Source organism: Novosphingobium sp. ERW19 (assembly GCF_012641315.1).
Lineage (GTDB): Bacteria > Pseudomonadota > Alphaproteobacteria > Sphingomonadales > Sphingomonadaceae > Novosphingobium.
Map to the genome: position 1 here is coordinate 282,897 of NZ_JABAIC010000001.1, position 18,298 is coordinate 301,194.

The 18,298-nt window shown below is 62.8% G+C and carries 23 protein-coding genes; 11 read left to right on the top strand and 12 right to left on the bottom strand.

Going from position 1 to position 18,298, the window contains the following annotated elements:
* Positions 1–18 precede the first annotated feature (18 nt).
* From HGI46_RS01410 to coxB, 8 genes are all read right to left on the bottom strand, one after another.
* Positions 19–603, bottom strand: a complete 585-nt coding sequence (locus HGI46_RS01410) for an SURF1 family protein (protein WP_168902805.1) — start codon at positions 601–603, stop codon at positions 19–21.
* On the bottom strand, positions 603–986 hold the full coding sequence (locus HGI46_RS01415; RefSeq protein WP_168902806.1) for a DUF983 domain-containing protein: 384 nt from the start codon (positions 984–986) through the stop codon (positions 603–605). Before HGI46_RS01415 ends, HGI46_RS01410 begins: the two co-directional genes overlap by 1 nt.
* Complete coding sequence (locus HGI46_RS01420; protein WP_168902807.1) at positions 986–1,807, bottom strand: cytochrome c oxidase subunit 3; 822 nt, start codon at positions 1,805–1,807, stop codon at positions 986–988. The genes HGI46_RS01415 and HGI46_RS01420 overlap by 1 nt, the downstream gene beginning before the upstream one ends.
* Positions 1,808–1,888: 81 nt before the next feature.
* The gene (locus tag HGI46_RS01425; RefSeq protein WP_118072247.1) at positions 1,889–2,530 is read right to left on the bottom strand and encodes a cytochrome c oxidase assembly protein; all 642 of its coding nucleotides are present in this window, start codon (positions 2,528–2,530) and stop codon (positions 1,889–1,891) included.
* Between the two features lies 1 nt (position 2,531).
* A complete protein-coding gene (locus tag HGI46_RS01430) occupies positions 2,532–2,696 on the bottom strand; it encodes a hypothetical protein (protein ID WP_162895853.1) in 165 nt (54 codons plus the stop codon).
* Complete coding sequence (locus tag HGI46_RS01435; protein ID WP_168902808.1) at positions 2,696–3,622, bottom strand: heme o synthase; 927 nt, start codon at positions 3,620–3,622, stop codon at positions 2,696–2,698. The genes HGI46_RS01430 and HGI46_RS01435 overlap by 1 nt, the downstream gene beginning before the upstream one ends.
* A gap of 154 nt (positions 3,623–3,776) precedes the next feature.
* Complete coding sequence (gene ctaD, locus HGI46_RS01440; protein WP_118072249.1) at positions 3,777–5,468, bottom strand: cytochrome c oxidase subunit I; 1,692 nt, start codon at positions 5,466–5,468, stop codon at positions 3,777–3,779.
* A 30-nt stretch (positions 5,469–5,498) separates the two neighbouring features.
* The gene (gene coxB, locus HGI46_RS01445; RefSeq protein ID WP_240946518.1) at positions 5,499–6,470 is read right to left on the bottom strand and encodes a cytochrome c oxidase subunit II; all 972 of its coding nucleotides are present in this window, start codon (positions 6,468–6,470) and stop codon (positions 5,499–5,501) included.
* A gap of 296 nt (positions 6,471–6,766) precedes the next feature.
* On the opposite strand from coxB, the gene pyrE reads away from it, so the two are divergent.
* The 9 genes from pyrE (at position 6,767) to HGI46_RS01490 (ending at position 13,090) form a co-directional block, all read left to right on the top strand.
* Positions 6,767–7,351, top strand: a complete 585-nt coding sequence (gene pyrE / locus HGI46_RS01450; RefSeq protein WP_118072250.1) for an orotate phosphoribosyltransferase — start codon at positions 6,767–6,769, stop codon at positions 7,349–7,351.
* Complete coding sequence (locus HGI46_RS01455) at positions 7,348–8,091, top strand: pyridoxine 5'-phosphate synthase (RefSeq protein WP_118072251.1); 744 nt, start codon at positions 7,348–7,350, stop codon at positions 8,089–8,091. Before pyrE ends, HGI46_RS01455 begins: the two co-directional genes overlap by 4 nt.
* A gap of 10 nt (positions 8,092–8,101) precedes the next feature.
* Positions 8,102–8,521 carry a holo-ACP synthase gene (acpS, locus tag HGI46_RS01460; RefSeq protein WP_168902810.1) on the top strand — a complete coding sequence of 140 codons (420 nt, stop codon included), beginning with the start codon at positions 8,102–8,104 and terminating at the stop codon, positions 8,519–8,521.
* A 62-nt stretch (positions 8,522–8,583) separates the two neighbouring features.
* The gene (lepB, locus tag HGI46_RS01465) at positions 8,584–9,429 is read left to right on the top strand and encodes a signal peptidase I (RefSeq protein WP_240344756.1); all 846 of its coding nucleotides are present in this window, start codon (positions 8,584–8,586) and stop codon (positions 9,427–9,429) included.
* Between the two features lie 5 nt (positions 9,430–9,434).
* Positions 9,435–10,496, top strand: coding sequence for an AI-2E family transporter (locus HGI46_RS01470; RefSeq protein WP_118072254.1), 1,062 nt, complete (start codon positions 9,435–9,437; stop codon positions 10,494–10,496).
* A gap of 53 nt (positions 10,497–10,549) precedes the next feature.
* Positions 10,550–11,656, top strand: coding sequence for a DUF3089 domain-containing protein (locus tag HGI46_RS01475; protein WP_346766655.1), 1,107 nt, complete (start codon positions 10,550–10,552; stop codon positions 11,654–11,656).
* Positions 11,623–12,120 (top strand): Holliday junction resolvase RuvX, encoded by a 498-nt coding sequence (gene ruvX / locus HGI46_RS01480; protein ID WP_168902812.1) that lies wholly within the window; start codon positions 11,623–11,625, stop codon positions 12,118–12,120. The genes HGI46_RS01475 and ruvX overlap by 34 nt, the downstream gene beginning before the upstream one ends.
* 53 nt (positions 12,121–12,173) lie before the next feature.
* Positions 12,174–12,677 carry a PaaI family thioesterase gene (locus tag HGI46_RS01485; protein WP_206065470.1) on the top strand — a complete coding sequence of 168 codons (504 nt, stop codon included), beginning with the start codon at positions 12,174–12,176 and terminating at the stop codon, positions 12,675–12,677.
* 50 nt (positions 12,678–12,727) lie between these two features.
* Entirely contained in the window at positions 12,728–13,090 is a 363-nt protein-coding gene (locus HGI46_RS01490; protein ID WP_168903102.1) for a PaaI family thioesterase, read from the top strand.
* On the opposite strand, the gene HGI46_RS01495 is transcribed toward HGI46_RS01490, so the two are convergent.
* Genes HGI46_RS01495 through HGI46_RS01510 form a run of 4 tightly spaced genes read right to left on the bottom strand, consistent with a single transcriptional unit; the run spans position 13,087 to position 16,071 of the window.
* Entirely contained in the window at positions 13,087–13,452 is a 366-nt protein-coding gene (locus HGI46_RS01495; protein ID WP_240344757.1) for a DUF2794 domain-containing protein, read from the bottom strand. The genes HGI46_RS01490 and HGI46_RS01495 overlap by 4 nt on opposite strands.
* A 2-nt stretch (positions 13,453–13,454) precedes the next feature.
* Entirely contained in the window at positions 13,455–14,180 is a 726-nt protein-coding gene (gene epsC / locus HGI46_RS01500; RefSeq protein ID WP_168902813.1) for a serine O-acetyltransferase EpsC, read from the bottom strand.
* A gap of 26 nt (positions 14,181–14,206) precedes the next feature.
* Complete coding sequence (locus HGI46_RS01505; protein WP_168902814.1) at positions 14,207–14,821, bottom strand: ATPase; 615 nt, start codon at positions 14,819–14,821, stop codon at positions 14,207–14,209.
* Between the two features lie 32 nt (positions 14,822–14,853).
* Entirely contained in the window at positions 14,854–16,071 is a 1,218-nt protein-coding gene (locus tag HGI46_RS01510; protein ID WP_240946520.1) for a heavy-metal-associated domain-containing protein, read from the bottom strand.
* A 185-nt stretch (positions 16,072–16,256) separates the two neighbouring features.
* Here HGI46_RS01510 and purM point away from each other — a divergent pair, with 185 nt between their 5' ends.
* Positions 16,257–17,363: a phosphoribosylformylglycinamidine cyclo-ligase gene (gene purM, locus HGI46_RS01515; protein ID WP_168902816.1), complete on the top strand. Its 1,107-nt coding sequence runs from the start codon at positions 16,257–16,259 to the stop codon at positions 17,361–17,363.
* Positions 17,356–18,297, top strand: a complete 942-nt coding sequence (gene purN / locus HGI46_RS01520; RefSeq protein WP_168902817.1) for a phosphoribosylglycinamide formyltransferase — start codon at positions 17,356–17,358, stop codon at positions 18,295–18,297. The genes purM and purN overlap by 8 nt, the downstream gene beginning before the upstream one ends.
* Position 18,298: the final 1 nt, after the last annotated feature.

Below are 18,298 nucleotides of genomic sequence, written 5' to 3' on the forward strand. Positions count from 1 at the left end.
AGGGCAAGGATTGAGGAGTCAGCTCCGCTCGCGCCATCGCTTGCGCAGAGCCAGGCCATAGATCACCAAGGCGACGAGGGCGAAGAAGAACCACTGGACGGCGTAGGCGAGGTGGTTGTTGGGGATGTCGCTGGGATTGGGCTTTGCACTGGCCTCGAAGCCGGGAGCCGCCGGATCGGCAATGAGGCGAGCGCTTCCATCCATGTAGGGCGCGATCAGGCCACTTACCTCGCCGCCTTTCCATTCGGGATGTTGGGGACCTTGGGTCCAGCCCGCCTGAACGTAAGCGGTCTTGTTCCCGCCGATCCCGCAGAGCACGACATGGACATAGCCCGCCTGATCATTGCCGTTTCGTCCGGAGATGGAGTTCCAATTCGAAGTGAAGCGGCAATTCACACTCGACCGCCGGAACAGAACAGCCTCGGTCTCCTGCGGATTGGCTGATGGGAAGGGCACTGCCGCCGGATTTGCCATGGCCGCCACGTAGTGCGCCAAAAGGCTCTGCTTCCATTGCAGGCGCTCAAGCTGCCAGACCCCGAGCCCGACCATCGTCAGGACAGCAGCAATCACGATCACGGTAGGGACGATCGGCACGCGCCGCATCAGAGGGAACCTTCCTTTTCGAGTCGCGCCATCAGCACGGTCGCCTTGGCGTAGCGCAGGGTGACGGTCACGACCGTTGGCACCAGCGCTCCCCACAGTCCGATCAGCGCCCAGACCGGCAGCCGCACCACGTCATCCAGCTTCAAGGCCGCCAGCACCAGCAGGATCGTCACCGGAAGAACGACGAGGTACATTCCCCGCCCGCGCGGCTCGTGGCGTTCGAATTCCAGCCCGCACGAAGCGCATCGCTCGGCCAAGGCCCCCAGCCCTGCCCACAGCCCCTTCGCGCCGCAACGCGGGCACAAACCGAAAAGGGCAGCCTGGGTGATCCCCGGCTGCCCCTTCGTGCTGCGATCGCCCTTGGGGCTGTCGCCAGACGGCATCAGTGGATCTTGTAGCCCCAGCCGCCCCACACGTAGATGGCGACGAACAGGAACAGCCACACCACGTCAACGAAGTGCCAGTACCATGCGGCAGCTTCGAAACCGAAGTGCTGACGCGGGGTGAAGTGGCCCTTGTAGGCGCGGACCAGGCAGACGATCAGGAAGATCGTGCCGACGATCACGTGGAAGCCGTGGAAGCCGGTGGCCATGTAGAAGGCCGAACCGTAGGTGTTGGTGCCGAAGGCGAATGGCGCGTGGGCATACTCGTATGCCTGGATCATCGAGAACACGACGCCGAGGATGATCGTTGCCCACAGCCCCTTCTTGAGGCCGTCACGGTCACCGTGGATCAAGGCATGGTGCGCCCAGGTCAGCGTGGTGCCCGAGCAGAGCAGGATCAGAGTGTTGAGCAGCGGCAGGTCGAACGGGTCCATGACCGCTTCGATCGCCTTGGGAGGCCACTGCCCACCGACGACTTCAGCAAGCGTCGAAGGGAACAGCGAGAAGTCGAAGAAGGCCCAGAACCAGCCGACGAAGAACATCACTTCCGAAGCGATGAACAGGATCATGCCGTAGCGCTGGTGGAGCTGCACGACCGGGGTATGGTCACCGGCGTGTGCTTCCTTGATGATCTTGCCGAACCACGAGAAGAACGTGACGATCACGCCCAAGAGCCCTGCGAAAAAGATGGCGTGGCCGCCAGCCATCTTGTGCATGTAGAACACGCCGCCGGTCGTCATGGTCAGCGCCGAGATAGCAGCGATGAAGGGCCACACGTCGGGCGGCAGAATGTGATAATCGTGGTTCTTTGCGCCGGCCATGATCGTCGAAATCCCCCAGTCAAATCTGGTCGTAATGGCAGGCCCGAAGCAGAACACTCCGGGCGCAGTTCAGTTGCGCCTTTATCGCCGTGCTTGCGCGCGGTCCAGAGGCTTTTCTGCCAATGAGGCAAGAGGCTTTGTCCCAGCAGAATTGCCGGCCTGCGCCGCACTTTCGGGAGTCTCGTTGAACGTATAGCTCAACGTGATCTCCTCGATGTTGCTGGCGCCGGGATCGTCGAGAATCGCAGGATCCACATAGTAGATGACCGGCATGCGTACGTCCTGACCCGGCATGAGCTTCTGCTCGGTGAAGCAGAAGCACTGGATCTTGTTGAAATACTTGCCGGCCTGCTCGGGCGAGACGTTGAAGATTGCGGTCCCGGTAATCGGGCGATCCGAGAGATTCCGGGCCTCGAACGTCGCGATCTTGCGCTCGCCGATGCGCAGATCCTGCGTCACCTGCTGGGGCTTGAACATCCACGGCATGCCCGGCGCGGTGTTGGCATCGAAGCGGACGCGGATCATCTTAGCAGCGACCTTCACGCCGGCCAGTTTCTCCGAATCCGCCCGCTGCGTGGTGCCACCGTAACCGGTGACCTGACAGAACAGCCGGTAAAGCGGAACCGACGCATAGCCGAGCCCGAGCATTGCCAAGGCAGCACCAGCAGCCATCAGGCCGACATTACGGTTCTTGCGCGGGTCGGGAACGACTGCGCCAGCCATGTCAGTGGTTCACTTGTGCAGCGATCTTCACGATCGAAATCGCGAAGAACAGCACGGCGAGCGATCCGAGCACGATGCCGAGCACCTTGTTTCGGCTGCGCTGGCGCGCGCGATAGAGCGCGGTCTCTTCCTTGCCGAGGTGCGTATTCTGCTTGGGGTCGTTCATCATTGCCAGCCTTGCACTGTGGCAAGCCGGTCCCCCGCCAGCATGCCGAAAAGGACGAAAAGGTAGAGGACCGAATAGGCGAACAGCCGCTTCTCGGGCTTCATCTTGTCATCAGGCCCCGACTCGCGCAGCCCGACCTTGATCGAAAGCGCAACGAAGATAAGGCCAAGGACGAGCGCCGAAACTCCATAAACCCAGCCGGTACCACCGATCCACCACGGCGCGAGCGTGACCGGCAGGAGCAGCAGGGCATAGATCAGTATCTGACGACGGGTCGACTTCTCGCCTGCGACGACCGGCATCATCGGGATGCCAACCTTCGCGTAATCGATCTGAACAAACAGGGCGAGTGCCCAGAAGTGCGGCGGAGTCCACATGAAGATGATCAAGAACAGCAGCACCGGCATCAGCGTGATGTTGCCGGTCACCGCCACCCAGCCGATCAGCGGCGGGAACGCCCCTGCCCCGCCACCGATCACAATGTTCTGCGGCGTGCGCGGCTTGAGCCAGACGGTGTAGATCCAGGCGTAGTAGAAGATCGAGAAGGCAAGGATCGCGGCCGCAAGCCAGTTCACGCCCAGCCCCATGATCACGACGGACCCGCCCGACAGCGCAAAGCCGAAATCACGCGCCGAGGTCGGGTCCATGCGGCCCGACGGCAGCGGGCGCTTCGACGTGCGCTTCATGCCTGCGTCGATATCGGCTTCCCACCACATGTTGAGCGCCGCGGCGCCGCCAGCACCGACCGCAATGCACAGGATTGCAGTGAAGGCGAGGATCGGATGGATCTCGCCGGGCGCTGCGAGGAGGCCGCACAGGCCGCTGAAGATGACCAGCGTCATCACGCGCGGCTTGGTCAGCGCGAAGAAATCGCGCCACTCCGCGGGCAGGGCTACGGTCGAGCCGAGGGGTGTTGCAGAATCCATGATTGGCCGCGCCTATACGCGCACCTGACGTTCATGGAAAGCGAAACGGGACGAGGCGTTGGGGCAGGTTTGGTGTGCTTGATACTGAAAGAAAAAGGGCCCCCGGATTGCTCCGGAGGCCCCTTCTGTTTCAGCCCTTGGGCCGACGACGTGCTCAGTGTGCGTGAGCGGCGTCGTCGATCACCGGCAGGGTTTCGAACTGGTGGAACGGCGGGGGTGAGGACAGGGTCCACTCCAGCGTCGTCGCACCTTCACCCCAGTAGTTGGCTTCAGCCTTCTTGCCGGCAAGGAATGCGTAGAGGATGTTGATGAAGAAGATCACGATCGAGACGGCCATGATGACGTAGCCGATCGAAGCGATCTTGTTCCAGTACGAGTAGGCCAGTGCGTAGTCAGGATAACGACGCGGCATGCCCTGGACCCCGAGGAAGTGCATCGGGAAGAAGATCAGGTTCACGCCGACGAAGAACACCCAGAACTGCAGGTGGCTCAGGAACTCGGAGTGCATGCGACCGCTCATCTTCGGGAACCAGTAGTAGAACCCGGCGAAGAGCGAGGTAACGGCACCCAGCGACAGCACGTAGTGGAAGTGCGCGACGACGTAGTAAGTGTCGTGCAGGTTGTCGTCCACGCCACCGTTCGCCAGCACGACGCCGGTAACGCCGCCCACGGTGAACAGGAAGATGAAGCCCAGCGCCCAGACCATCGGCGACTTGAACTCGAGGCTGCCACCCCACATCGTGGCAATCCACGAGAAGATCTTGATGCCGGTCGGAACCGCGATGACCATGGTCGCTGCGGTAAAGTACATCTTCGTGTTCACGTCGAGGCCGGTGGTGTACATGTGGTGCGCCCACACAATGAAACCGACGACGCCGATCGCAACCATGGCGTAGGCCATGCCGAGGTAGCCGAACACCGGCTTCTTCGAGAAGGTCGAGATGATCTGGCTGATGATGCCGAAGCCCGGCAGGATCATGATGTACACTTCGGGGTGACCGAAGAACCAGAACAGGTGCTGGTAGAGAACCGGATCACCACCGCCGGCAGGATCGAAGAAGGTCGTGCCGAAGTTGCGGTCGGTCAGCAGCATGGTGATGGCGGCGGCCAGAACCGGAAGCGCCAGCAGCAGCAGGAACGCGGTGACCAGCACCGACCACACGAACAGCGGCATCTTGTGTAGGGTCATGCCCGGCGCACGCATGTTGAAGATGGTGGTGATGAAGTTGACCGCACCCAGGATCGAGCCGGCACCCGAGAGGTGCAGCGAGAAGATCGCGAAGTCGACCGCAGGACCGACCGAACCCGAGGTAGAAAGCGGTGCATAGACCGTCCAGCCGGTGCCGGCGCCCATGCCGGTACCACCCGGCACGAAAGCCGAGAACATGAGCGAGCAGAAGCCCACGAAGGTCAACCAGAACGACACGTTGTTCATGCGCGGGAAGGCCATGTCCGGCGCGCCGATCATGATCGGAACGAACCAGTTGCCGAAGCCGCCGATGATTGCCGGCATGACCATGAAGAACACCATGATCAGGCCGTGAGCCGTGATCAGCACGTTCCACATGTGCAGCGTGGCGTTGAAATCGGCAGCGTTGCCACCGAGGAAGTTGGTCCACCAGCCAAGGTACTGGATGCCCGGCTCGGCCAGTTCGGCGCGCATGATGCCCGACACCGCACCACCGATGATCCCCGCAAAGATTGCAAAGATCAGGTAGAGCGTACCGATGTCCTTGTGGTTGGTGGACATGAACCAGCGAGCAAAGAAGCCCGGCTTGTGGTCATGATCGTGGTCGTGCGCATCGTGATGCGCATCGAAACCTTCGTTTGCTGGAATGGTGGCCATCTCGGTCAAACCTTGTGCATGAACATCGCGTCAGGCGGCAGGAGCAGCTGGAGCTGCTCCCACGGTGCCGCCGGGCTGGGTCTTCACCCAGGCCTCGAACTTGTCGCGCGGCAGGGCTTCCACCGCGATCGGCATGTAGCCGTGGCGGGCGCCGCACAGCTCGGAGCACTGGCCGTAGTAAACGCCCGGCTCCTTGATGAAGAGAACCTTCTCATTGATGCGGCCCGGCACAGCGTCGAGCTTGAACCACAGCGACGGCACGGCAAAGGCGTGGATCACGTCCGAACCGATGGTCTGGATGCGGATCGGCTCACCCGCCGGAACGACCATGCGGTTATCGACCGCGAGGTGACCAGGCTCACCTGCCTTGAGAGCGTCTTCTTCCGACAGCATGTTCGAAATGACTTCGAAGCCGCCGTTGTCGGGATAGGTGTAACCCCAGTACCACTGATAGCCGGTCACCTTTACGGTCAGCGCACCCTTGGGCGCAGGATCGTACTGGTGAGCAAGAAGGCGGATCGAAGGAACCGCGATCACGACCAGGATGAGAACCGGAACCAGCGTCCAGATCACTTCGATCAGCGTGTTGTGGCTGGTCTTGGAAGCAACCGGGTTGGCGCGCTTGTTGAACTTGGCCATGACGACCAGCAGCAGCACCAGCACGAGGATCGAAATGGCAACGATGATCGGCATGAGGATCACGTCGTGCATCCAGAGGCCTTCCTCGCCGATCGGCGAATACTGGTCCTGGAAGGTCCATCCCTTGTCGACCGGCTGGCCCTTTCCGGCCGTCGGCTTCATGGGGGTGTAGTAGCCCTTGTCGACCGGAGCGGCTTCGGCGGCAACTGCAGGCGCAGCCGAGTCGCTGGCGGCAGCAGCCGGTGCAGCGGCGACCGGAGCTGCAGCTTCAGCTGCAACTGGCGCAGCAGGCGCTGCAGCCATGGCCTGGGTCCCGAAAGTCAGCGCGGCAGCGACGCCAAAGGTCCGGAAAGCTTTGCCCATGGAACGGGCGGTATCGGCAAGACTCATCGTCAAAGTTTCCGCTTTTTCCCTGTTTGCGCGCTTGTTGCGCTGCATCAAGGAGGCGCTTGCGCACCTCCTCTAAGTCCCTCGATCGGACCGGCCTATACGCGCGGTTGTCCCAAGCCTCAAGCGCCAGCGCGCATATTTTTCATGAGGCTGTCATGGCCATTCGGGCAATGGCGAAACAGTCTGTTACAGGGGTGTTCGAAAAGGGTTGCTCCCGGCGCGGGCAAGGGCCATTTGCGAGGCGTTGCAGCAGTATTCCAGGCAGAACGATGCTCGAAGACGAGATCCTTTCCGAATTCCGCGCCAGCCAGGCCTTGCTCGAAGGACACTTCCTGCTGTCTTCGGGGCGGCACAGCGCACATTATCTTCAATGCGCGCGCGTCCTCATGGACCCGATGCGGGCCTCGCGTCTTGCAATGGCCACTGCCCAGAAGATTCCGCGCGAATTGCGCCAGCAAATCCAGAAGGTGGTGTCGCCGGCAATGGGCGGCGTTATCATCGGCCATGAGATGGGGCGTGCACTCGGCGTGGAAGCGATGTTTGTCGAGCGGCCGACCGGCACCTTCGAACTGCGCCGCGGGTTCTCGCTCAACCCAGGCGAAAAGGTGCTGATGGTCGAAGACGTGGTGACCACCGGCCTATCAAGTCGCGAGGCCATCAAGGCGATTGAGGAAGCCGGCGGACAGGTCATTGCCGCTGCAGCTCTCGTCGATCGATCCGCGGGCAGCGCCGATCTTGGCGTACCTTTCTTTCCGCTCGTCGCGTTGAACTTCCCGACTTATGCGCCCGACGAACTGCCACCGGAACTTGCCGCGACGGAAGCCGTGAAGCCCGGGAGCCGTGCCAAGCCGTGAACAGCATCCTCGCCCCTGCCCGCCTTCGCCTTGGCGTGAATATCGATCACGTCGCCACAATCCGAAATGCGCGCGGCGGCCATCATCCAGACCCGGTGCGCGCGGCAGAGGTCGTGGCCAGTGTGGGGGGTGACGGTATCACTGCGCACCTGCGGGAGGACCGCCGCCACATCCGCGACGAGGACATCGCGCGCATCCAGTCGGCAACCAACCTGCCGCTGAACCTTGAAATGGCCGCGACGGACGAGATGCTGGAGATTGCATTGCGTCACAGGCCGCATGCGGCATGCATCGTGCCCGAACGGCGCGAAGAGCGCACGACTGAAGGCGGGCTCGATGCAGCAGGCCAGCACAATCGACTGGCGCCGATCGTCTCCCGCCTTGCCGATGCGGGTATTCGTGTGAGCCTGTTCATCGCCCCCGAGGCTCGGCAGATTGAAGCCGCCATGAAGCTTGGAGCGCCAGTGGTGGAGCTCCACACCGGTGAATATGCGCACGCCGAAGGTGAGGCACGCGCGGTCGAGCTCAAGCGGATCTCGGACATGGCGGCACTTGCTGCACGCAATGGCATCGAGCCCCACGCGGGGCATGGGCTGACCTATGACAATGTGCAGCCGATCGCCGCAATCCCGCAACTGGCCGAGCTGAACATCGGGCACTACCTGATAGGGGAAGCCATCTTCGTCGGACTCGAGGCAGCGGTGCGCCGCATGCGCGACCTGATGGACGAAGCGCGGTAACGGCCGCACCATGATCATCGGCATGGGCTCGGATCTCTGTAATATCGAGCGGATCCGGAACTCGATCGATCGGTTTGGCGACCGCTTCATCGACCGCGTGTTCACCGAAGTCGAGAAAGCCAAGGCCGCACGGCGCCCGCTCACGGTTGCTGGCACGCTGGCCAAGCGCTTTGCCGCGAAGGAAGCGTTTTCCAAAGCCGTCGGGACCGGTTTCAAGGCCGGTGTGTTCATGAAGGACATCGGAGTCGTCAACGCGAAGTCGGGTGCGCCGACGCTTGCGTTGACAGGCGGGGCTGCAGCTCGCCTTGCCGCAATAACGCCCAATGGTTACGAGGCGATAGTTCACCTCACCTTGACCGACGACCACCCGTGGGCTCAGGCCTTCGTGGTCATCGAGGCCCGCCCCTTGGCAGAAAAGTCCACAGTTTGACCGCCGAAACTTCCGACCAGCCGCAGCAAGACCTTTCGCCACCACCGCCGCCCCCCGGTGGCGTGGATTGGTGGGCAGAGATCCGCGGTCTTTTACTGATGCTGCTGGCGGTCGTGACGTTTCACAGCCTGATTGCCAAGCCGTTCTACATTCCCTCGATCTCGATGATGCCCAACCTTCTGGTGGGCGACCGGCTGATCGTTGCCAAATACCCCTATGGCTGGTCCTGGGTTTCGGCATCCTTCCACATCTTGCCTCGGGGGTCGGAGCGCTTGCTGCCCAGGACCCCGGAATACGGCGACATCGTGATTGCCGTGCCACCCGACAGGGACGAAGACTACATCAAGCGGGTGGTCGCTCTTCCCGGGGACCGGATCGCAGTGATCCACGGACAGATCATCCTGAACGGCAAACTCGTGCCGCAGCAAGCAGAGCCGCCAGTGCAGATCCCTGCCGACCCGCAGCTGTCATGCGACGGCGCCCCTTGCTACGACATGTTCGAGCGCTACCGGACCCGTCTGGATGACGGCCGCGAAGTGTTCGAGCTGCCGGCCTTCCGCGAGACCCTGCCCAACGGGGCCAGCTATGTGATCATCGACCACATGGACCAGGTGCTCGACAACTATCAGGAAACGCTGGTTCCGCCGGGACATGTCTTCCTGATGGGCGACAACCGCGATCATTCGGCCGACAGCCGCGCCCCGATCGAAGAACGTGGTCTTGGTGGACCGGTGCCGCTGGCCAATGTCGGCGGTCGCGCCGAGTTCGTTACCTTTTCGCTCGACGGCAGCGAAGGCTGGAACCCGTGGACCTGGTGGTCCGCCTTGCGCAAAGATCGCGCCTGGACCAGACTGCGGCCGGAAATCCGTCGACAACCCTTGGTGACGGACGGCCCAGACAAGCGGTGAAGCAAATGGATGAATGCGAAGCCACCGCGACGGCCGGCCCGACCGACATCACCGACAATCTGGTGCGCCGAGAGGCAAAGAAAGCCGCTGTCTGGCTGGGAATCGCCGGGTTGTTCGCGCTGGCGGTGCTGCTGGCGCAGCCGATCATGGTCATCATAGGCGGCATTGTCTTCGCTGCGATGATCGATGGCGGCCAGCGGCTGATCGCGCGGGTGGTGCCGCAGCTTCCCCGCAGCTTCAGGATCGTCATTGTTCTGGTCGGCACGCTGGCATTCCTGGTGTGGGTGGTGATCTTCGCCGGCGGTCAGATCGCAGCGCAGGCCGCTGAATTGCCTCAGGTCATCCAGACGCAGCTCACCAGGTTGAGCGCCTGGGCGGAAGGGCATGGCGTCAACCTGCAGAACCTCGATCTCCAGAACATCGCGGGGCAGGTTCTCGGCAGCGTCGGGCAGGTCACAAGGGCCTTGGGAGGCGTCCTGAACGGCTTCACCACGGCCTTCCTGATCCTCATTCTGTCGATCTACTTCGTACTAGAACCGGACCTCTACCGCCGGGGCTTTGCCTGGATGCTGCCGGAGGATAGCCGCGAGCATTGGGAAACCACGGCTCTGCGCATGGGCAAATCGCTGCGGATGCTGCTGTTTGGCCGCCTGCTTGGGATGACAGTGGAAGGGGTGGCCACCTGGGCCCTGCTCGCGTGGTGGGGCGTTCCGATGGCCGCTCTACTGGGTTTGCTGACCGGACTTCTGGCATTCCTGCCCAACATCGGCGCGCCTATTTCCGGCGCCCTGATGATCATGGTCGGCTTTTCCGGCGGGACCGAGATGGGACTGTTCTGCATCGCCGTCTATATCGTCGTGCAGACGGTCGACGGGAATGTGATCGTGCCGATGGTGGCCAGGAGGACAGTCGATCTTGCCCCCGCCCTCGTGCTTGGCGCACAGTTGATGTTCGGGCTGCTGTTCGGGATTCTCGGCCTCATGCTGGCAGATCCGATCGTGGCCATGCTCAAGATCGTGCTTGAACGCCAAGCCGAACGCAATTCTGCAAACCGGGTCGATAGCTGAATCCGCCCACTCGAGATTTGAGACGAAGAATGGTCCGCAAGTTCCTGTATCTGATGGCTCTCCTGATCGTGATGGTGATTGCTGCGGTCTTTGCGCTGAGCATCTGGCAGAATGAGCTGACCCGCTTCGCCTTTGTCCCGCGCGTGTCGTACGGCAGGCTCGAGCCTCTTCCGGCCGATGCCTATTCCGGAAACAGCATGTGGTTCGCACGGCCGGGGCTGCAGAAAGATCCGGCGCAGTGGGTCCCGACGGGCGTCAACGCAAGCGGGGCAAAGGGACCTGCTGCGGTATTCTTCATTCACCCGACGAGCTATCTCGCGCGGGAGCATTGGAACGGCCCGCTGGACGATACGGACACCAATCGGCGCGCAACCTTCTTTGTCCAGGGCATGGCTTCGGCCTTCAACCAGCAGTCGCAAGTCTGGGCTCCGCGCTACCGCCAGGCCGCTTTTGGCGCTTTCCTCACCGACAAGGCCGAAGGGGAGATGGCGCTCGAATCAGCATATGTCGACGTGCGCCAGGCTTTCGACGCGTTCCTGGCGAACGCGCCCGCCGACAAGCCTATAGTCCTTGCCGGGCACAGTCAGGGCGCCCTTCACCTCATGCACCTGCTCAAGGATCGCGTTGCTGGCACTCCCCTCGCCTCGCGCATAGTCGCGGCCTATCCGATCGGCTGGCCGATATCGGTCGAGCATGATCTGCCAAAGATGGGCCTTCCGGCCTGCGCTTCGGCCGACGCAGCAGGATGCGTGATGACGTGGGCCAGCTTTGCCGAGCCTGCCGATCCTGAGCTGGTGCTGGAAGCCTACCGCACGCGGCCTGCCCTGGACGGCAGGCAGAAGGACGCGCGCCCCGTGCTGTGCACGAACCCGCTGACCGGAAGCGTTGGCGGCTCCGCCCCGGCGGCCGCCAATCTGGGCACGTTGAAGCCGAGTGAGCATCTCGATTCCGGAGAACTGATCCCGAAGGCCGTGCCGGCCCGCTGCGATGCCAAGACCGGCTTGTTGATGATCGGGGATGCGCCCGATCTCGGGCCCTTCGTTCTTCCGGGCAACAATTATCACGTTTACGACATACCGTTGTTCTGGGCGAACCTGCGCGCCGATGTCGCGCGGCGTGCGGCGGCATGGGAAAAACTGCACGGGGGCGCAGCCAGGTGATCACCCAGTCGGCCCTGATCATGCGAGACGAGCTGCCTGAAGGCGGCGTGCTGATGGGGCTGGACACCGGCACCAAGACCATCGGAATCGCCCTGTGCGACCGCGACTGGCGCTTCGCCACGGCTGGCAAGACGCTTCAGCGCGGCAAATTCACCGCTGACAAGGCGAAGCTGCAAGCGCTGATCGAAGAACGCGGTGTCGTAGGGCTCGTTATCGGCCTGCCGCTCAACATGGATGGATCCGAAAGCCCGAGGTCACAGGGAGCAAGGGCTATCGCTCGCAACCTCGAAGACCTGGGGCTGCCGATCCTTCTGTGGGACGAGCGGTGGACGACGCAAGCCGCCGAGCGGGCGATGATCGAGCAGGACTTCAGCCGGGCCAAACGGGCGGAGCGCATCGATTCGCACGCCGCAGCGCTTATTCTGCAGGGTGCCATCGACGCGCTCGCCGGAAGTGCATTTTAATCGCCCACTTAATACGCTTGTAATCCCTCCATAGCTGCGGCAGGGAATTCGCCATGGATACAACGCCAGAAAGCACCGGAGGAAGGCCCGCGATCCCGCCGGGCATGGATTTCAACCCGTCGCAGTTCGGCAAGTTCATGATGCGGCACGGGCACACCGGCTTTATCGGCATGCAATATCGCGCCCATGGGGACAATTGGGTCGAGCTGGGCCTGCCCTGGCGCGAAGACCTGGTCGGCGATCCCGAGACGGGCGTCCTGGCGTCCGGACCGATAATCAGCCTGCTCGACAATGCCACGTCGATGTCGGTCTGGGCGCTGCGCGGTGGCTTTCGCCCGCAAGTGACGCTGGACCTGCGCGTCGACTATGTCCGCGCCGCGGCGCCGGGCAAGATGATCGTTGCCTGGGCAGAGTGCTACCAGTTGAAGAAGTCGATGGCCTTCGTCCGAGGCATTGCCCACGACGGCGACATCACCGACCCCGTAGCGCACGCCGCGGGCATCTTCATTCAGGTTGAAGCGGACGGGTGGGCACGTTCACCAGGAGAAGCGAAGTGAGCGAGTCCAGCGAGCTCCTGTCCGAGCGTCTGCCGCCCTACGCGCGATCGATGGGCATGCGGATTGCGGGCATGCTGGACGGTGCCCCGCTTCTGGCAATGGATTTTTCCGATCGCGCCATGGGTCGTCCCGGGTTCCTTCACGGCGGCGCTATCGCAGGCATGATGGAAATCGCGGCGATCATGGCTCTTCACGCCCATCTCGGCGAAGAGGACGCGAAGACGCGAATCAAGCCCGTGAACATTTCCGTCGAATACCTGCGGGGCGGGGTGACGGTGGAAACCTTCGCGCGCGGTGAGGTGATCCGCGCGGGAAGACGCATTGCCAATGTGCGCGCCGAAGCGTGGCAGGCAGACCGGAACAAGCCTCTGGCAAGCTGCTGGATGAACTTCCTGATCAAGCCGAAGAGCTAGTCTTCGACGATCTTCATCAACCGGCGTTCAAGCGGAGACAGGACGCCCGCCAGGTCATGGCCGCGCTTGAGGACTTGCCCGGCTTCTCCGAACAGCGCCCACATGCCCTGTTTGCTGCGCAACGACGGGCGTTTCTCGATCCGCGCTGTCGGGCGTTCCGCTGTTCGCTTGAATGCTGCGAAGACAGCTGCTTCCTTGCCAAAGTCCATCGCATAATCGCGCCAGAGCCCGGCTGCGACCATCCGGCCGTAGAGATCGAGGATCTTCAGCAGTTCCGGCCGTTCGAAACCGACTTGCTGGATCGCACGCGCGTTCGGGAATGGGACGACGGTGCCGGACGTCCCGGCATCAGGGCCGTTCACGCTCAGCTGCGGTTCCTTCTGCCGACCGTCGTCGGGGTAGGCGCGGGCGAAGTATCGTCACCACCTGTCTGAGCAGCGACAAGCGCCGCGACCTGTGCCTTGAGGGCTGCCACTTCGGCTTCAAGTTCATCGACCCGCGTACCGCCATTGGGTTCGCACGGCTCCTTGCACGGGGTGCCGTAAGGAATGAATTCCTTGAGCCAGGTTTCAGCAGGAACCAGGGTAGAGCGAGCTTTCAGCCCGACCATCGTGGCGCCTTCGGGCACATCGTCGGTCACAACGGCGTTTGCCCCTACCCGCGCGCGGGGACCGACCGTGATCGGCCCGAGGATCTGAGCGCCCGAACCGATGATCGCATTGTCGCTCAACGTCGGGTGACGCTTTCCGGGGACGCCATTGGCAGGGTTTGTGCCGCCGAGTGTGACGCACTGGTAGATGGTGACATTGTCACCAATCTCGGCCGTCTCGCCGATAACGGTGAAACCGTGGTCGATAAAAAGGTGCTTGCCGATCTTGGCGCCCGGATGGATGTCGATCGCGGTCACGAAGCGTGAGAAATGGTTCACCAGACGAGCGAGGAAAAACAGCTCAGCCTCGAACAGCCAATGCGCGATTCGGTGGAAACCGACTGCCCACAGGCCTGGGTAGAGAAGAATCTCCCAGCGCGAACGGGGCGCTGGATCGCGCGAGCGGATCGAGTCCAGATAGGCGATCAGGCCGTTGAACATGCCCTGATTCTCTCTCTTTCAGGCGCTTAAAGCAAGCGCGGCTGGAATTCCCCTGTCCGCTCGGCAAGCGCGTCGCGGACCAGTGATATGGTGACGGGTGATTTACGCTCAAGAGACAGACGGTCAAGAGTTTCAATCAGCAACTCGATTTCTGCGTGCGTGCGTTCCACTCTGGGCAAGAGGTAGGCAATCGCCTGTTCGCCCAGAACAAGCCCTCGCCGCGCGGAATGTTCCACGATTAGGCCTGCCACCAGCTCGTCATCCGGTGCGCCGATTTCGATCAGCAAGGCCGAGCCCAGACGCGAGGCAAGGTCGGGCAGAGAAACCTTCCACTCCCCGCGCGCGCGATCGCTGACCAGCAGCAATGGACGGCCTGACGCTTGCGAGCGGTTCCATTGATGGAACACTTCGTGTTCTGGCCGCGAATCGGCGCCGTCAATGACCTCCCCCGCACCGGATTCCGCAAACCAGCGGGCCAGCAGGCTCTTGCCCGAACGCGGTGGACCGACGAGAATCGCTGTTCTGAACGGCCAGCTATCGACCGACTGCAGCGCGTCGATGACGGGCTCCAGACTTGGCCCCATGACCACAGTCTCGGCACTACGAGCCGTTAACAGCGGAAGGGCAATCTGCGACGACATCTGCGAGTTATACGCCCGGACCGCGATTGTGGTTACTTGCGAATCGAAAGCGCGCCTGCGCCCACGGTGACACGCCAGCCTTGTGCGCGCAGTGCCGCAGCCAAGGCTTCGATTTCACCGGTATAGGTGACGCGCATGACCGAGGTGCCACCAATGGCAATCGAGCTTGAAACCGCGCTTTTTACCCCCGGAACGCTCCGCACTGCCGACATGCCGGCGTCGACAGCCGGGCCGTCAGCCGTGGCAAACTGGATCGTGAAGGTCGAAACCGCCGCTGCGGTGGTGGGCGTGGGTGCAGCGATCGGCGTTGCCGCTGGTCCGTCTACGCTCGTTGACACAGCTACAGGCCCTGCCGTCGCCAAGGTCTGTTCAATCAGCTTCGGATCGATCTCGGCAGCCATGTTGAGCGTGGGATCGGGCTTGAGAATGCCGGCGACAAGCGCCTGCGTATAAATGCCGTCGAGCCGGCCGATGGCATCTTCCAGCATCTTCGGCACTTCGGCTTCGCTCCGCGCGGTAAGCGAGAAACTGCCGAGAAAGCGGTTGTCCGGGCCGAAGCGCGCCGTGAACGTACCGGTGACAGGGCCGCCCGGGAACTGCCGATCAAGCCGGGCAATAGGGATGATGACGTCGGATGCCCCGAACTCGTCAAGGATCAGTCGCCACCAGTTACGGCTGCGGCGATCAAGCTGGCCGGCCGTCAACAGGAGCGAATCGGATCCGGCCCCTGCCGGTCGGACATAGTCGATGGCGCTGTTGCCCGTCCGGTACTCCGCCCAGGCCTTCTGCCACGGTGTGCGCGTTTCGAATACGGTCGCAACCCCGCCCTGATAGAGCACGGGCACGACCAGCAACGGCGCCGAACGCGCCTTGACCCCGGTCATGCCCAGTCGCTCGCCAGTGCGGGCGCGGTCAAAGATCACGCCAAGACGGGCGATGTAACGCCGCGGACCAATCTGTTCGCTTTCGACCACGACGGCGGAAACCATCGATTCGATTGTCGAATCGTCGAGCCCCGGCGCAGCACCGCCACTGCCATTGCTCTCCCAGAGTTTGGCCCAGGCCTTGCGCTGTGCTTCGCGCCAACCATTGTTGCGGGCGTCCTCGGCATTGTCTCCGGAGACGTTTACCTCGATGCCGCGCACTTCGTAATCGCCGTTGCTGGCAATTGGCGGAACGCCGCGATCGCCCTCGATCTGTGCGACAAGCGCTGCCCCGCCGAGGCCAGCGATCAGGGCAATGCCCAGCATCAATGCCTTGCGGTTTTTCGCTTTTTCAAATGGCAAATGCAGTGCGACCAAGGGAACTCCGAAACCAGTCATGGACGGAAGGACCGGCCACTAACGCACACGGAATTCGAATTCCGTAACTGGATGCCCGCTTTTGCCGAAACGAAAGTGGAAATCCAAGCAGGAAAGCGCTAGGCGCGCGCACCATGAGCGACAAGCAGGAAAAGCCCGAGAGCTATAGCTACGCCAAGGCTGGCGTGAACATCGCCGCTGGCAATGCGCTGGTGAAGGCCATTGGCCCCTTGGCGAAGTCAACCGCCCGTCCCGGCGCGGATGCGGAGCTCGGCGGCTTTGGCGGCTTCTTCGACCTCAAGGCGGCAGGCTACAAGGATCCCCTTCTTGTCGCCGGCAACGACGGGGTCGGCACCAAGGTCAAGCTGGCGATCGATCATGACCGGCATGACAAGATCGGCATCGACCTTGTCGCCATGTGCGTGAACGACCTGATCGTGCAGGGCGCCGAACCGCTCTTCTTCCTCGATTACTTTGCGACCGGCCGTCTGGACAATGGCGTGGCCGAGCGCGTGGTCGCCGGCATTGCCGAGGGCTGCAAGCAGGCCGGATGCGCCCTGATCGGTGGCGAAACCGCGGAAATGCCCGGCATGTACGCCGATGGTGACTACGATCTCGCCGGCTTCTGCGTTGGCGCGGTCGAGCGTGGCGAACAGCTGACCGGTGACCGCGTGGCCGAAGGCAACGCGCTGCTCGGCCTCGCCTCTTCCGGCGTGCATTCGAACGGTTACTCGCTGGTGCGCCGCCTTGCTGCGGACAAGGGCTGGAAACTGGACCGCCCTGCCCTGTTCGACAACGAACGCCTGCTGATCGACTACCTGATCGAGCCGACCCGCATCTATGTGAAGAGCCTGCTGCCGTTCATCCGCTCGGGCCGCATCAACGCACTCGCCCACATCACCGGCGGCGGCCTGCTAGAGAACGTGCCCCGTGTCCTACCGCAAGGCCTGCATGCGCGCATCGATGCCGACAGCTGGGAGCAGAGCCGCCTGATGGCGTTCCTCCAGGCCCAAGGCAACATCGAGCCTGAGGAAATGGCCCGCACCTTCAATTGCGGCATCGGCATGATCCTGGCGGTGGAAGCGGCCGAGGCCGATTCGCTCGCCGCCGATCTCGCTGCAGCGGGCGAGACCGTCTATCGCGTGGGCACGATCATCGCGGGCGAAAAAGGCTGCACCGTCACCGGCAGCGTCGAGACGTGGTCCGCCCGCGAGGCATGGGAAGCCACCCACATTGGCTGACCGGGTCCCCGTCGCCGTCTTCATTTCGGGCAGCGGCACCAACATGGCCGCGCTGCTCTATGCAAGCCGTGCGGCGGACTGTCCTTATGAGATCGTCCTTGTTCTATCGAACAATCCGGATGCTTCGGGCCTGAAGCTTGCCGAAGCCGAAGGCGTGGCGACGTTCTGCCTGCCGCACAAGGGCATTCACCGGCCAGACCACGACGCGATGATGGAGGCCGAGGTGGTAAAGGCCGGGGCGCGCTATATCGCTCTGGCCGGCTACATGCGCATCCTGAGCCCTGAGTTCGTCGGACGCTGGGAAGGCCGGATGCTCAACATCCACCCTTCGCTGCTGCCCAAGTACAAGGGTCTGCACACCCACGATCGCGCGATAGAGGCTGGCGACAGCCACGGCGGCTGCACCGTGCATCTCGTGACAGCCGAACTCGACGATGGCCCGATCCTTGGCCAGACGCCGGTAGCGATCATCCCCGGCGATACGGGTGACAGTCTCGCCGCTCGCGTCCTGTTCGCCGAGCACCAGCTCTATTCGCGCACGCTGTCCAGCTATGTTGCGCGCGAGAACAGCGCCGAATGGTTACTCGAGAAGGTGCGCGGCCTCGCTGCTGCCCTTCCCGATGTTGAAGAGCGTGAAAGCCACGGTGCCCCCGGCTGGCGCGTGGGCGGCAAATACTTCGCCTATTTCAACGATCAGCACCACGGCACCCCGCACATTGCTTTGCTGGTGAAGACCAGCGGACAGGATGAACTGGCCGCCCTGATCGAGCAGGACGAGGGCACCTGGTTCCGGCCCGCCTACTACGGTGCAAGCGGCTGGGCGGGGCTGATCCTCAACCGGCCCGATGTCGATTGGGAGCACGCCGCCGACTGGCTTCGCCGCAGCTGGGCTGCCGTGGCGCCCAAGCGGCTCGCCGCAATGCTGGAGTTCTAAA